Raw genomic sequence first — 14,004 nt, forward strand, 5'->3', positions numbered from 1 at the left:
CTTATGCTCCGCCAATTTTTCGAATACTATCGTCCCCACACGCGCCTGTTCTGGGTCGACTTCGGCTCTGCCGTGCTGTCCGGCTTGCTGGAGCTTGCCTTCCCGCTCGCCATCACCTCCTTCATAGATCACCTGCTACCGCTTGGCGATCTGAGGCTGACCATATTAGCCGCGATTGGGCTTTTGCTGGTGTATTTGGTCAATACCGCCCTGATGGGGGTGGTGATCTATTGGGGGCACCGTCTGGGGATCGAGATCGAGACCGAGATGCGCCGCCGCGCCTTTTCGCATCTGACCCGGCTGTCTTGGCGCTGGTATGACCGGGCGCGCACCGGCAAGCTTGTCGCCCGCGTGACCCGCGACCTTGAAGAAATAGGCGAGGTCGCGCACCACGGTCCCGAAGATCTGTTTATCGCGGTGGTCACCTTTGTCGGAGCCTTTGCGTTGATGATCAATCTGCATGTCACGCTTGCCCTGATTACGGTCGTGATCGTGCCGCTGATGGTCTGGGTGGTGGCCGTCTACGGCGCGCGCATGACCCGTTCTTGGCGCGATATCTATGCGCGTGTGGGGGCCTTTAACGTGCGCCTGGAGGAAGCCATCAGCGGCATCCGGGTCGTGCAGGCCTTTGCCAATGAAGATCACGAAGAAACGTTGTTCGCGCGTGACAACGCAGCCTATCGCAGGACCAAACTGTCGGCCTATGCGATCATGGCGAAGGCCAGTGCGATCCATTACATGGGCCTGCGTTTCGTGCAGGTTGTGGTGATGGTGGCGGGTGCTGGTTTTGTGCTGGAAGGGTCGCTGACCACGGGCGGCTTTGTCGGCTTCCTGCTGCTGGTCAGCGTCTTTTTCCGCCCGCTGGAGAAAATTGCCGCTGTGATCGAAACCTATCCCCGCGGTATCGCCGGTTTCCAACGCTACACCGAATTGTTGCAGACCGACCGCGATGTCAGCGATCGGCCGGATGCCGTCGCAGTGACCGTCACGCAAGGCGAGGTCGCTTTTGAAGATGTGTCGTTTGCCTATGACAGCCCGTTGCCCGTTCTGCATAACGTCACCTTGACCGCCAAAGCCGGTGAGACAGTGGCTTTCGTTGGGCCGTCGGGTGCAGGCAAGACAACGCTTCTGGCATTGCTCCCGCGGTTTTACGACCCTTCCGGCGGGCGGATTACGATTGATGGGATCGACATTGCGGATATGACCCTGAACAGTCTGCGCTCTCAGATCGGGTTGGTCTCTCAGGATGTGTTCCTATTCGGGTCCACCCTGCGCGAGAATATCCTGTACGGAAAACTCGATGCCACGGCGGCGGAACTGGATGCCGCGGTCGAGAATGCCCAGTTGGGCGCGCTCGTCTCCGCACTGCCCGAGGGGCTGGAAACCATTGTGGGCGAGCGGGGTGTCATGCTGTCGGGCGGGCAGAAACAGCGCGTCGCCATCGCCCGCGCTTTCCTGAAAAACCCGCCGATCCTGATCCTGGACGAGGCAACATCGGCGCTGGATCGCGAGACGGAGCGCGACATCCAGCAGGCGTTGGAGCGGCTTTCAAAGGGCCGCACCACGCTCATTATCGCGCATCGGCTTGAGACGGTGAAACATGCCGACCAGATCATCGTCATGGAGGCAGGGCGCAAGGTCGAAGCCGGAACGCACGACAGCTTGCGCGCGCGCAATGGCCTTTACGCGCGGCTGACCTGACACGCATTTTACAACGCTTGGGCCGCTTGGGCGTGCTTCCGGAACTGTTGGGGAAAGTCACCTTGGATCGTTCGTCGTCTCGGGCAAGCGCAAGACGGCGGCAAAACCGCGCGGGCTCAGTTCCCGGGGTACGTAAATTTCAAGTTGGCATCCGGACTGGGCGCATAGATCTTGTATGATCGACAGTCCCAGCCCGTATCCGTCTGACAGCGCGCCACGCCGGTTGAACCGCTGCTTTATGCGGTCGAGGTCCGCAGGTGAGAGAGGGGCGCAATCGTTCACGACGGCAACTCTCCCCGATTGGCTGGCGTCTACAACCGTGGGCACAGGGCCGCTAGCGTGCTTCAGGGCGTTGTCGAACATATTGTTCAGGATGATCCCGAGGGCATCCGGATCAACGCGCGTTGAAAAATGTGTTTCGGGAAACTTCAATTCGATCTTTTCCGGGGCGCGGCTTCGGCTGCGCATCTCGGACATCAAAAGCGTGATCACCGGGGAAACATCCGTCGCGACCGCATTGAGGCCCAGTCCTGATTGCGCCCTTGATAATTGCAATAGGCGCTCGATCAAGCGCTCAAGCCGCTTCAGACCTGTTTCGATTTCGACGATATTGTCGATCTTTGCGGGGTCGCTCAGCTTTGCCCGCAGCCGCTGCGCCTGCGCCAGACAAATGGCAACGGGGGTGCGCAATTCATGCGCGGCATTCGTGGCAAAGGCACGTTCTGCGGTGATGGCGCGGTCAAGTCGCCCCATGAGCCCGTCAAGCGTATCAATCGCCGGGGTTATTTCGGAAAAGACATTCTCGCGTTCAATCGGGGAAAGGTTGTGTTCGTTCTTTTCTGCGATGTTCCGGCTGAGCTCGGCAATCATCGCGACTGATCGTCGAACCGCCCAGAAGGAGGATACCGCAAAAAGCGCCCCCAACAGGCCAAAACCGATCGCCACAGCGATCACCACATCGGTTATCGCCTCATTGCGTTCCACCATCGGCTCGGCCACAACGACGCTGCCCGTCTCGGGCTGATCTGAACGGAGCATGATAAAGCGATGCCCGGCGGCGGTGCTTAGCCCGGTGGCCAATGGCGTGGGAAGCGCAAAAGCACCAACGCTTTTTGACTGCGCGTAGACCTGACCATCCGGATCCAGATACCACATCAACGCGCGTTCATCCGGCTTACGCAGTTTGCTTTCAAAATCCAGCAAGCCGCCCACGTCAAAGCCCGCGTCGCCTTGGGCCGTTTCGATGAACTCCACCAAGAGATGCGCCTTGCCAATCAGGCTGGCATCAAGCAGCTCGTCATACTCGTCCTTGAAGATATGCTGGACGATCAAAACGCCAATCACCATCACCGCCAGCCCGGGCACAAGCAGCGACCCAAGCAGCGACTGAACCAGACTTTTGTGGCGGCGTGTCATGAGGTCAAGGCGTAGCCTAAACCACGGTGCGTGGCGATAAGGTCTTTGCCTAATTTCGTGCGCAAACGGCTGATATGTGCCTCGATCGCGTTGCTTTCGACTTCTTCGCCGTAGTCATAGATGGCAGCTTCAAGGCTCTCCTTCGGCACGATCTGGGGTTTGCGGCGCAGTAGCGTTTCGAAGACACCCCATTCCTTAGCGGTCAGACGTACGGGCTGTTCAGCGCGCATGACGGTGTGATCGGACAGATTGACCACCACATCGTGCAACTGAACCGTTTGGGCAAACTGGTTGGCGCTGCGTCGACAGACGGTATGGATGCGCGCTTTGACCTCATCTAGGTCAAAAGGCTTAATCACATAGTCATCAGCCCCCCTGTTCAACCCCTCTATTCGGTCCGACACCTTGTCGCGGGCAGTGAGAATGAGGATCGGCGTGCGCATGGCCTTTGCCCGCAGTTTGCTTAGAAAATCCAACCCGTCGCCATCAGGCAACTGCAGGTCCAGAAGTACCACATCATAGGATAGCGTACGCAGCGCGGCGTCTGCCTCGTCCAGGGTGCAGAACCATTCGACAATGTGACGATCCGCCTCCAGATGCTCTTTCAGCGGCCGCGCCAAAGCTTTTTCATCCTCGATCAAGAGTATGCGCATAATGTTACTGTCCAGTTCCGAGACGCGGCTTAGCCAATTCGGCTGATGCTGACATGATCATAGTTTCAGGCTTAGGGCATTCTATTTTCTGCGAGCGGTTCATCGGCATATCTCAGGCCATCCCGAAATAGCGCAAAGCGACCACAGCCATGAAAAAACCGTTCGCGAAAAGCAAACACATGGTCGCGAGCGAACCAAGGTCCTTGGCGTCACGGGCGAACACTTCCCACTGTGGAGCGAGGTGGTCGACGATACATTCGATCGCCGTATTCAGAGCCTCGACCGCGACAAGAGCGGAAAAGAGGACCAGAAAGACCAGAAAATCAGCGACACCCGCATCCATGATGTAGAGCAGAACACTACCGATTGGCAGCGCCACAATGATATGCCTGAACGCGGTTTCCATCCAAAGACGTCGCAGCCCGCCAATCGAATAGCCCGCAGCGGCAAACAGATGGGCGACCCCCGTAACGCGTTCGGGTTTCTCAAGCGGTTTGATAATTTCCGGCTTCATATCTTGGCCACCTCAGTATTTATTTTGCAGGAAGCGAAGATATCCAGATCGGGGTTACGCTCTGCGGTGTTGATGTCGAGCATCCCAAGTAGGGAATGGAACAGGTTGTCGTGTGACAGCGGCTTGTCCTTCTGTTCCGCCACACAGCTTTCATCGATGCCAAAGCGGGTTCGGAATGCGTCTGACATCCATAGGAGCATCGGGACATGGGTCTGCGTGTCCGGGGCCATGAAATAGGGTGCCCCGTGCAAATACAGCCCGCGTTCGCCAAGCGATTCACCGTGGTCGGACACATAAAGCAGTGACGTGGCCAAAGCTTCATTCGCGGCAAGCATTTTTATCGTCTGGGCAAGGATCTGATCCGTATAGGCGATGGTGTTATCATAGGCATTGGTGATCTCCTGCGGGGTGCATTTCTTGAACTCCGCCGTACGGCATGCGGGTGTGAAGCGTTCAAATGCCGCCGGATAGCGCTGATAATAGGTCGGCCCGTGACTGCCGATCTGGTGCAGAACCAGGACCGTGTCCTGCTTGATCGATGCGATGTAGTCTTTCAACGGCTCAAGGAATATGCCGTCGATACATTCACCCGTTGCACAGAACTCCGGGTCGGTCAGATCGTTGAACCTGCGCGTCTTGAACCGTGCGGCAATCGCTTTGTCGCCGGTGTTATTGTCCCACCATTCGACCTGCAGCCCGGCATGCCCGAAGACATCTAGCACATTCTCGGTCGAGGTGCCTTTTTCAAAGCTGTAGTCATCTCGGCTGTATTTTGAGAACATACAAGGCAGTGACACCGCCGTGGCAGTGCCACAGGACTGGATATTGCTGAAGTTGATAATTGGCAGCTTGGACAGCTCTGGGTTCGTGTCGACGCCGTATCCGTTCAAGCTGAAATTCTGCGCCCGCGCGGTTTCCCCCGCAACGACAACGGTCAGCATAGGCTTTTGCGGCGCGTCATAGGCAGAACCGCCCCTTGCATCCGCTCCGGTGCTGGTGAGGACCAGATTGGCCGAACGCGACATCATCTTGGCGTATCGGATCGCGCCTACCAACGGGGCGCCGGGCTGGTAGCTGCTCATGAAATCCTTCCGCTCGCGCAGGATCGACGCATAGGATTTCAGGTCTGACATCAGCAACCCTGCGGCCAATGCAAGGCTGACAACAAAGGTCACGATCGGCGTTACAGCCGCCCTGATCCGCGTCTGGGGGCGAATGGGCACCCACATCACGATGAGCGCGGGCAACACACCGAAGGCAATAATATGGGTGATGTAGCCAGGTGTTATCAGATGCCGGGATTCCGCGACGGTGGTCACCATGACATTCTGGATCATGTCGCGGTCAACGATAATGCCAAGTGTATCGACGTAATAAGACGTCATGGCGGCCAGTATGAGCATCGAGATCAGAAACGGTTTAACCGTCCACGGGTATGCGAACAGGCTGAAGGCGGCCAACGTCAAACAGAACACAGCCCCCATAAAGCCCGCGAGCGACAATAGGTGGCCCGAGAAGACATCCCTTGAGATGCCCCAGAATGTGCTATTATCGACACTGAACACGAATGCGATGGAAAGAACGGTCAGCAGCACGTGGGAGATGCTTATCCGTTCACGCAGAACGGCTAGCCGGGATAAAAGGGTCTTCACAGAGGCCATAATAGAGCTTTCGCAGATTTAGATGCGTGCTCATGACCAGCGTAAGCTTACGAAAAGCTTACGATCGGAATTTTTCATTTCTATAAGGTAAATTGTACATGGAGAACGAAATCGGCGACGAAGCAGTTCAAGAAAGGCCCGGGCTCGCGCGCCTCCTTGCGTGGTACGCGATATTTGGCTGCATCCTGTTTTCGGTGATGATCCTGATCGCGGATTTTGTTGTTCCGGGCCACGACTGGATCGCCGACACCATCAGCGATCTTGGTGCGGGTGAATATGAATATATTGTCGATATCGGCATCTATGCGTTTTCGGCTTCACTGATATCGGTCGCTTTACTTGCCGCGCATATTCATCTGGGCAATTGGCGCTGGAGCGTCGGGATCGTGGGCTTCACCGTCTTGGGGCTGATTGTCTTCCTTGTTGGCGCGCGGAATGAATACGGCGACAACGACAGCGATGGCGTCGTGATCCATAGCTACCTGGTCTATGCTCTTGGCCTTCTTATGGCGATCTTGCCGTGGTCCATGTCAGAAGGGGCGCGCTGCTGCGGTGCAATATACGCCAGAATCCTTGTCGGTCTCTCCGCGCTCTGGACCGTCTCGGCACCGGTCTTTTTCATGCTACCCACCGATGTCGACGGTCTTTACGAACGGTATCTCGGTGTGATTGCGATGGCGACGGTGATCACTCTGGCGATGTTATTTCTGCGCCGGCAGGGGCGCGGGTAGGGGCGTGGCTGCGGCATGCGGCAGCGTCTGATGCGTCTGGCCAAAGCAAAGCAGCCCCGCCGGTCATCCAGCAGGGCTGCGCTTTATATCTTACAGGCTCGCGTCCAGGGCGGCGAGGATCGCGTCACCCATTTCCGAGGTCGAGATGGGGGAGCCGCCTTCGGGGCCCATCAGATCCGCGGTGCGTGCCCCATCGGCGAGCACTTTCTCAACGGCTTTTTCCAGACGCGCGGCTTCATCGCCTTGGTCGAAGGAATAGCGCAGCGCCATGGCAAAGCTGAGGATACAGGCAATGGGGTTCGCCTTGCCTTGACCCGCGATATCGGGGGCAGAGCCGTGGACGGGCTCGTACAGCGCTTTGGGGCGGCCATCGGCATTGGGCGCACCCAACGAGGCAGAGGGCAGCATCCCCAGCGAGCCTGTCAGCATCGCGGCGCAGTCGGACAGGATATCGCCGAACAGGTTGTCGGTGACGATCACGTCGAACTGCTTGGGTGCGCGCACCAGTTGCATCGCGCCGTTGTCGGCGTACATGTGGGACAGCTCGACATCGGGGTAGTCTTCGTCATGCACCTTCTGCACGACTTCGCGCCACAGGATGCCGCTTTCCATGACGTTGGCTTTCTCCATCGAGCAGACTTTGTTGCCCCGACGACGCGCCAGTTCAAAGGCAGACCGTGCGACACGGTCGATCTCGGATTCGGTGTAGCGCTGAGTATTGATGCCGACGCGTTCGTTGCCTTCCTCGAAAATTCCGCGGGGTTCGCCAAAGTAGACACCCGATGTCAGTTCGCGCACGATCATGATGTCGAGCCCGGCAACGAGGTCTTTCTTCAGCGAGGAGAAATCCGCCAGCGCGTCAAAACACTGTGCCGGACGCAGGTTCGAAAACAGGTCCATTTCCTTGCGCAGGCGCAGCAGACCGCGTTCGGGTTTGACGCTGAAATCAAGCTCGTCGTATTTCGGCCCGCCAACCGCACCCAGCAGAACAGCATCCGCCGCCAGCGCTTTGGCCATCGTGTCGTCATGCAGGGGGGTGCCGTGTTTGTCATAGGCGGCACCGCCGACCAGATCGTGATCCACGTCAAAGGCCAGATCGCGCTTGTCGCCAAACCAGTCGATGATGCGAACAACCTGGCCCATGACCTCGGGGCCGATGCCGTCACCGGCGAGGATTAGCAATGTGGGGTTGGCCATGCGATGTCTCCTGAAAAATACGTTGATAGCGGGGTAGCGCGGGGAGCCAGAGGGGTCAAGAACGGCTAGCGGTCAAGATCGACCCAGACCACGCCATGACGGCTGGCAGCAGGGTCGCGGGCCACGCCAGCGGCGACGACGCGCCAGTCGGTTGAGGGCAGTAGATAGTCGACACGCATATCGCCCAAACCGTCGAAGGTGACGGTGGGCTGGCCCGCCAGCGGGTCGTGGAGCGCGGGGTGATCCAACAGCGTCTGGATCGCGGCGCGCAGCCCTTCGCCTTTCGCCGGATCAAGATTTGCATCCCCGAGCAGGATAAAACGGTCTGTTGGCGGCGGGCCGAAGCTGCCCGCCAGATAGTGATCCCAGAACAGGATTTCATCATGGTTGCGTTTGCCGTTGCGGTCCTCTGGTCCGTCGAACACAGGGGGCGTGGCATAGAAGGTCAGCAGGGTCAGGGGCGCTTGATCTGGGATGTCGAGGGGCACGACCCATGCGCCGTGCGAGGCAAGCCGCTGCACCTCTTGCGCCGCGGCAGAGGGGAAGGGGGCACCGTCCGTCTGCGGCAGCAGCGCATCGGGCAGGTCACGCCACAGAAAATCGCTGTAATCCTGAACATCGGTGCGCAGCACGGGATAGCGCGACAGGATCGCCATCGCGCCCGCGCCGAAGAAGCGGCCATAGCCCTGACCATCGCGCGCGCCGCCCGTTTTACCGTCGCCGTCCATATCCAGACCCGTAGGCCGTCCCGCATTCGGAGGCAGCGCGAAACGGTAGGGGTAGCTGGGGCCAGCCTCGCCAAGCCTGTCCGCCAAAGCGCCAAGCGTTGTGCCGCCAAGATCGTAATCCACCCCCTGCAGCACGATGATATCGGCAGCAACATTTTCCAGCAGGCGCGTCACAGCGGTAATCTGCGGGTCCGCCCCTTTGGCAATGTCGCGCAGCAGCAGACCCGGTCCGGCCCGCGATAATTCGGTGTTGAAGGTGGCGATGCGCAGGGGCTCTGCGACCGCGGGGGATGCGGCCAGCAGGACGCCTGCGATCAGGCTGGCTGCAAGCCGTGATCTTTCTCCGCCTCGTCGGCATAGGCGCGACGGCGTTTCTCTTCGATCATCTCGGCGATCTTGCCCATGGCAATGCCGCGCATGATGATGCTGGCAGGAAGGAAGGCCCATGCGGCGACTGTCCAGATCTGGGTGTGCGGGTTCTGCAATGTAATCGGGTCTAGCAGATCGGCCGCCGCTTTGACTACTGCGGGGATCAGGAAGGGCAGAAGGAAGCCAAGCGCGATATTGATCCGTGCGTCCCGTTGCAGACGATAGATGACATCGCCGCCCGCGGTCGGGTCGAAGAGCGGCAGGTTCACCCAGACGTTAAAGGCCCCCTGACGCACTGGCCAGTTCATGATGCGCACCAGCACCAGAAACGCCCCCATCGAGATCAGCGAGATCAGATAGGCCATGCCCGCGGACGTACGGACCGATGTCACCAGCGCATCGCTGGCGCTTTCGGGCAGCATCAGGACAATCATGCGCACCGGCGAAAAGGGGAAATCCATCGCATTGCCAAGGATCGTCCCGATAGAGGTCATGGCACCGCCCAGAACCGAGGGGCTGACCTTTTGCTTCAGGATCAACGTCAGCAGGATGATCGTGACCAGCAAGCAGACATAGCGCAGCCGGTTGAAGGGGGCCGCATCGCGGAATTCGATGATGCTGGGGAAGTTCGAGTTGTATTCGATGAACGTGAGGAAACAGGCGATCAGCGCCACCAGCATTGTGATCTGGCTGGAATCGTTCAACGCATCGGGTAACATGAGGGCGGGCGTTGCAATCAACAATGCCACCAGAATGCCACGCGCTGCCGCGCCGGATATACGTGCAATCACAAAACTACCCTTCCAAACTGGCCAGCCACGATTCTTTGCCGCGTGCTTGTTCCAACTTGATGCCCTCGGGTGTCGAAGGCCTGCCTCAGAATTGCCTCAATTGTGTCTTCTTTCGCCACATTCCTCAAGCCCGTTCCTGACGATGCGCGCGGATCTGAGACATTTTGAGCGCAGGTGTGGTGCGATATTGCATCATAGCTGCGGCGAAAATGACGCAACCCGCGGCCTGTTGTGGGCAACAAAGCGGTGCCCACAACCATGTATAGAACTCAACCCGTGGTTAGGTCAAGCGCGCCAGCCCGTCGGGCCGGGCCCGTGAGGGTCAGACCCAGGGGCGTGCCTGTGCAGCGGCAGATTCGAAGCTGTCGATAGAGGCCGCTTTTTCCAGCGTCAGACCAATATCGTCGAGCCCGTTCATCAGACAGTGCTTCTTGAACGCGTCAACCTGGAAGCTGATGACTTCACCGTCAGAGCTGGTGATCGTCTGCGCCTCAAGATCCACTTCGATCCGCGCGTTAGAGCCTTTTTCAGCGTCTTTCATCAACAGGTCCACCTGCTCTTGCGGCAGGGCGATCGGCAGGATGCCGTTCTTGAAACAGTTGTTGTAGAAGATGTCCGCAAAGCTGGGCGCGATGACACAGGTGATGCCGAAATCGGCGATGGCCCAAGGCGCGTGTTCCCGCGAAGAACCACATCCGAAGTTATCGCCCGCTACAAGAATCTGCGCGTCACGGTATTGCGGTTTGTTGAGCACGAAATCCGGTACTTCGTTGCCGTCGCGGTCATAGCGCATCTCGTCAAACAGGTTCACGCCAAGGCCCGACCGTTTGATCGTTTTCAGGAACTGCTTGGGGATGATCATATCGGTGTCGATATTCACCATCGGCATGGGGGCCGCGATCCCGGAAAGTTTGTCGAATTTGTTCATGGTTTTGTTGTCCTTTGATCTGCTGGCCGCTTACGCGTCGAGCTTGCGGATATCGGTCAAACGTCCGGTAAGAGCGGCAGCGGCAGCCATCGCGGGGGACATCAAATGGGTGCGCCCCTTAAAGCCCTGACGGCCTTCGAAGTTGCGGTTCGATGTCGATGCGCAGCGTTCGCCCGGTGCCAGTTGGTCGGGGTTCATCGCCAAACACATGGAACACCCCGCAAGGCGCCATTCGAAACCGGCATCCTTGAAGATATCGGCAAGCCCTTCTTCCTCGGCCTGCGCCCGCACAAGGCCGGAGCCCGGGACGATCATGGCGCGCATGCCGTCCTTGATCTTCTTGCCCTTCAGAACCGCCGCCGCAGCGCGCAGGTCTTCGATGCGGCCGTTGGTGCAAGACCCGATGAACACGGTGTCGATCTCGATATCCGTCAGTGCCATGCCTTCGGTCAGGCCCATGTATTCGATCGCGCGTTTCGCCGCGTCGACCTTGCCGCCGGTAAAGTCGGATGCCGCGGGCACTTTGGCGGTGATGGGCAGAACATCCTCGGGCGAGGTGCCCCAGGTGACGGCTGGCGCGATGTCTTCGCCCTTGATCGTGATGACCTTGTCCCAATGGGCGTCGTCATCGGAATACAGTGTTTTCCACCAATCCATCGCGGCTTCCCACTGGGCACCCTTGGGCGCGTGGGGGCGGCCTTTGCAGTATTCGAACGTCTTGTCGTCCGGCGCGATCAGGCCAGCGCGCGCGCCGCCTTCGATGGCCATGTTGCAGACGGTCATGCGGCCTTCCATCGACAGGTCACGGATCGCCTCGCCGCAATATTCGATGACATAGCCGGTGCCGCCCGCCGTGCCGGTTTCACCGATCACGGTCATGGTGATGTCCTTGGCGGTCACACCGGGGGCAAGCTTGCCGGTGATCTCGACCTTCATGTTCTTGGATTTCTTCTGGATCAGCGTTTGCGTCGCCAGCACGTGTTCCACCTCCGAGGTGCCGATCCCGTGGGCCAGCGACCCGAAGGCACCATGTGTCGCCGTGTGGCTGTCGCCGCAGACAACGGTCATGCCGGGCAGGGTCCAGCCCTGCTCGGGGCCGACGATATGCACGATGCCCTGACGCACGTCGGACACGGGGTAGTAGTGCAGGCCGAATTCCTTGGCGTTTGTATCAAGGGCGGCCACCTGAACGCGGCTGTCTTCGGTCATTGTCGCGGCGTTGGCGCGGTCCAGCGTGGTCGGCACGTTGTGATCGGGCACAGCGATGGTCTGGTCAGGGCGGCGCACGGTGCGGCCCGTCATCCGCAGCCCTTCAAAGGCTTGCGGGCTGGTCACTTCGTGGACGAGGTGACGGTCGATGTACAGAAGGCAGGTGCCATCGTCGGCCTCGTGCGCGACATGGGCATCCCAGATTTTATCATAGAGCGTTTTGGGGGACATGTGGTCCTCTCCCGTATGTTATGTAAGCGAAGTATAGGGGTGTACGAAAGACGAGCGCCAAGGCGCGGGCGGGCGTTTATAGTCGCGCCAGCACGGTGTGGGTTGCCCCGAAAAAGCGTTCGCGCAAGCGGGCGCGGTCGCAAATGTTGAACAGATCGTCTGAAACATGTGTCATAGCGGCTTAGCTAGACGCTTTCGGTCATGTGATCAAGGATTCTGACGGTGTGCGGTGGTGGCGCGGCTGCATCGGATCACGTGGTTGTGCGTGGGCGCGGGTATCCCTTCTTGCGCGGTGCGCGGGATTGTCCCACCATTGAAGCTCTGTACAAGTTTCTTGCCTTGAAAGTTTATGATGACCCCAGACCCCTTTGCCCATTTCCTTGAGAGTATCCAGGCGTTGATCGCAGGGGGGATCGGATTGGCGGAAAGCCTGATGCAGCCCGGCTGGCGTCAGTACCAGATGTTCATCCTGCTCGGGCTTGCGCTGATATCATGGGGGCTGCATCACGCCACGGGCAACTGGCTGCAAAACTGGGTCCGCTCGCGCGAGGGGTGGTCCAAGTGGCAGTTGCGCATGGTGGTGCAGGTCAAGCGGCGTCTGGGGCTGATGTGGTTCGCCCTGCTGGCAGGGACGGTCTATCTTGTGATGCAGAACATTACCTGGCCGTCGCGGTCCTATTTGATCGGCATATTTGCAACGCTGGTGGCGGTCTGGGTCTGTATCGCCTTTGCAGCGCGGCTGGTGCGCAACCGCCCTATGCGGCGTCTGGTGACATGGGGGCTGTGGATCTACGCCACGCTCTATGCGTTGAACGTGGTTGATGATGTCTCGGCGTTTCTGGATTCGGTGGCGCTGTCGATCGGGGATTTCCGGCTTTCGCTGCTGACGGTCATCACCGCGCTGGTGGTGATCGGTCTGTTCTTCTCTGTGGCACGGATCATCAGCCAGACCAGCGCTGCCACGATCCGCAAGAACGAAGACATCAGCCCCTCTATGCAGGTGCTGGCGGTGAAGGGCGTACAACTGACGCTTTATGGCATCGCGTTCTTTATGGGGGTCAAGGCCGTCGGGATTGACCTTACCGGGCTTGCGGTGCTGTCGGGGGCGATTGGTGTGGGCCTTGGTTTCGGCCTGCAAAAGGTCGTGTCGAACCTTGTGTCGGGGATCATCATCCTCATCGACAAGTCGATCAAGCCGGGGGATGTGATCAGCCTTGGCGATACCTTTGGCTGGATCCAGACCTTGGGCGCGCGCTATGCCTCTGTCGTGACGCGGGACGGGAAGGAATATTTGATCCCGAACGAGGACCTGATCACCGGTCAGGTGGTGAACTGGTCCCACTCCAACGATTTTGTGCGGCTCGATATCTATTTCGGCACGGCTTACGGGGATGATCCCCATGTGGTGCGCAAGTTAGCGGTAGAGGCCGCAAGCGGGGTCGAGAGGGTGCTGAGCTTCAAGGCACCGGTCTGTCATATCGTGGGCTTTGGGGACAGCAGCGTCGATTACATCCTGCGCTTCTGGATCAAGGACCCGACAGGCGGTCTGACCAATATCAGGGGCAATGTTTATCTGGCGCTTTGGGATGCGTTCAAGGAGCATGGCATTTCGATCCCCTTCCCGCAGCGCGAGGTCAAGGTTCTGGACGACAGCAAGCTCGCCCTGTCCCGCGCCGGTGCAGGTGCCGGATCAACACAGGAATGAGCGGCGGGAATCAGCGGGGCCGTGCGCCTGTCGTGACTGCGCCCGAACCGCCATATCCCCCTGTCGCGGGCGCATGGCAGCTTTGCGACGCAATGGCACGACTGCCAGCCCGAGCCGGACAGATGGCATATGCGCCTATCGGCCAGACCTTCATGGCGCTGCGAGGAGGG

At 59.1% G+C, this 14,004-nt stretch carries 12 protein-coding genes; 3 read left to right on the forward strand and 9 right to left on the reverse strand.

The window, feature by feature from the left end; translation table 11 throughout:
• The first annotated feature begins 3 nt into the window (after positions 1–3).
• Positions 4–1,701: an ABC transporter ATP-binding protein gene (locus ABM428_RS02670; protein ID WP_132997464.1), complete on the forward strand. Its 1,698-nt coding sequence runs from the start codon at positions 4–6 to the stop codon at positions 1,699–1,701.
• 57 nt (positions 1,702–1,758) lie between these two features.
• On the opposite strand, the gene ABM428_RS02675 is transcribed toward ABM428_RS02670, so the two are convergent.
• From ABM428_RS02675 to ABM428_RS02690, 4 genes are all read right to left on the reverse strand, one after another.
• Positions 1,759–3,117: a HAMP domain-containing sensor histidine kinase gene (locus ABM428_RS02675; RefSeq protein WP_353628141.1), complete on the reverse strand. Its 1,359-nt coding sequence runs from the start codon at positions 3,115–3,117 to the stop codon at positions 1,759–1,761.
• Positions 3,114–3,770 carry a response regulator transcription factor gene (locus ABM428_RS02680; RefSeq protein WP_184583366.1) on the reverse strand — a complete coding sequence of 219 codons (657 nt, stop codon included), beginning with the start codon at positions 3,768–3,770 and terminating at the stop codon, positions 3,114–3,116. Before ABM428_RS02680 ends, ABM428_RS02675 begins: the two co-directional genes overlap by 4 nt.
• Positions 3,771–3,882: 112 nt before the next feature.
• A complete protein-coding gene (locus ABM428_RS02685; RefSeq protein WP_009825846.1) occupies positions 3,883–4,284 on the reverse strand; it encodes a diacylglycerol kinase in 402 nt (133 codons plus the stop codon).
• On the reverse strand, positions 4,281–5,879 hold the full coding sequence (locus ABM428_RS02690) for a phosphoethanolamine--lipid A transferase (protein ID WP_353628142.1): 1,599 nt from the start codon (positions 5,877–5,879) through the stop codon (positions 4,281–4,283). The genes ABM428_RS02685 and ABM428_RS02690 overlap by 4 nt, the downstream gene beginning before the upstream one ends.
• A 164-nt stretch (positions 5,880–6,043) precedes the next feature.
• On the opposite strand from ABM428_RS02690, the gene ABM428_RS02695 reads away from it, so the two are divergent.
• On the forward strand, positions 6,044–6,676 hold the full coding sequence (locus ABM428_RS02695) for a DUF998 domain-containing protein (RefSeq protein WP_353628143.1): 633 nt from the start codon (positions 6,044–6,046) through the stop codon (positions 6,674–6,676).
• Between the two features lie 90 nt (positions 6,677–6,766).
• On the opposite strand, the gene leuB is transcribed toward ABM428_RS02695, so the two are convergent.
• The 5 genes from leuB to leuC form a co-directional block, all read right to left on the reverse strand.
• On the reverse strand, positions 6,767–7,873 hold the full coding sequence (gene leuB / locus ABM428_RS02700; RefSeq protein WP_009825849.1) for a 3-isopropylmalate dehydrogenase: 1,107 nt from the start codon (positions 7,871–7,873) through the stop codon (positions 6,767–6,769).
• A gap of 65 nt (positions 7,874–7,938) precedes the next feature.
• Positions 7,939–8,904: an endonuclease/exonuclease/phosphatase family protein gene (locus tag ABM428_RS02705; protein WP_353628334.1), complete on the reverse strand. Its 966-nt coding sequence runs from the start codon at positions 8,902–8,904 to the stop codon at positions 7,939–7,941.
• Positions 8,905–8,915: 11 nt separating this feature from the next.
• Complete coding sequence (locus ABM428_RS02710) at positions 8,916–9,761, reverse strand: hypothetical protein (protein WP_005851026.1); 846 nt, start codon at positions 9,759–9,761, stop codon at positions 8,916–8,918.
• A gap of 322 nt (positions 9,762–10,083) precedes the next feature.
• Complete coding sequence (gene leuD, locus ABM428_RS02715) at positions 10,084–10,689, reverse strand: 3-isopropylmalate dehydratase small subunit (protein ID WP_005851028.1); 606 nt, start codon at positions 10,687–10,689, stop codon at positions 10,084–10,086.
• Positions 10,690–10,719: 30 nt separating this feature from the next.
• Positions 10,720–12,129, reverse strand: a complete 1,410-nt coding sequence (gene leuC / locus ABM428_RS02720) for a 3-isopropylmalate dehydratase large subunit (protein WP_037942994.1) — start codon at positions 12,127–12,129, stop codon at positions 10,720–10,722.
• 349 nt (positions 12,130–12,478) lie between these two features.
• Here leuC and ABM428_RS02725 point away from each other — a divergent pair, with 349 nt between their 5' ends.
• Positions 12,479–13,834, forward strand: coding sequence for a mechanosensitive ion channel family protein (locus ABM428_RS02725; RefSeq protein ID WP_005851033.1), 1,356 nt, complete (start codon positions 12,479–12,481; stop codon positions 13,832–13,834).
• Positions 13,835–14,004 lie beyond the last annotated feature (170 nt).

Origin of the sequence: Sulfitobacter sp. TCYB15 (genome assembly GCF_040435955.1) — a bacterium.
Classification (GTDB): Bacteria; Pseudomonadota; Alphaproteobacteria; order Rhodobacterales; family Rhodobacteraceae; genus Sulfitobacter; species Sulfitobacter pontiacus.

What these genes read in the sequence shown, in the direction of transcription:
- ABM428_RS02680 (WP_184583366.1), bottom strand. Translation starts at nt 3,770, where the DNA reads ATGCGCATACTCTTGATCGAGGATGAAAAAGCTTTGGCGCGGCCGCTG.
- ABM428_RS02670 (WP_132997464.1), top strand. Translation starts at nt 4, where the DNA reads ATGCTCCGCCAATTTTTCGAATACTATCGTCCCCACACGCGCCTGTTC.
- ABM428_RS02695 (WP_353628143.1), top strand. Translation starts at nt 6,044, where the DNA reads ATGGAGAACGAAATCGGCGACGAAGCAGTTCAAGAAAGGCCCGGGCTC.
- ABM428_RS02675 (WP_353628141.1), bottom strand. Translation starts at nt 3,117, where the DNA reads ATGACACGCCGCCACAAAAGTCTGGTTCAGTCGCTGCTTGGGTCGCTG.
- ABM428_RS02685 (WP_009825846.1), bottom strand. Translation starts at nt 4,284, where the DNA reads ATGAAGCCGGAAATTATCAAACCGCTTGAGAAACCCGAACGCGTTACG.
- leuC (WP_037942994.1), bottom strand. Translation starts at nt 12,129, where the DNA reads ATGTCCCCCAAAACGCTCTATGATAAAATCTGGGATGCCCATGTCGCG.
- leuB (WP_009825849.1), bottom strand. Translation starts at nt 7,873, where the DNA reads ATGGCCAACCCCACATTGCTAATCCTCGCCGGTGACGGCATCGGCCCC.
- ABM428_RS02725 (WP_005851033.1), top strand. Translation starts at nt 12,479, where the DNA reads ATGATGACCCCAGACCCCTTTGCCCATTTCCTTGAGAGTATCCAGGCG.
- leuD (WP_005851028.1), bottom strand. Translation starts at nt 10,689, where the DNA reads ATGAACAAATTCGACAAACTTTCCGGGATCGCGGCCCCCATGCCGATG.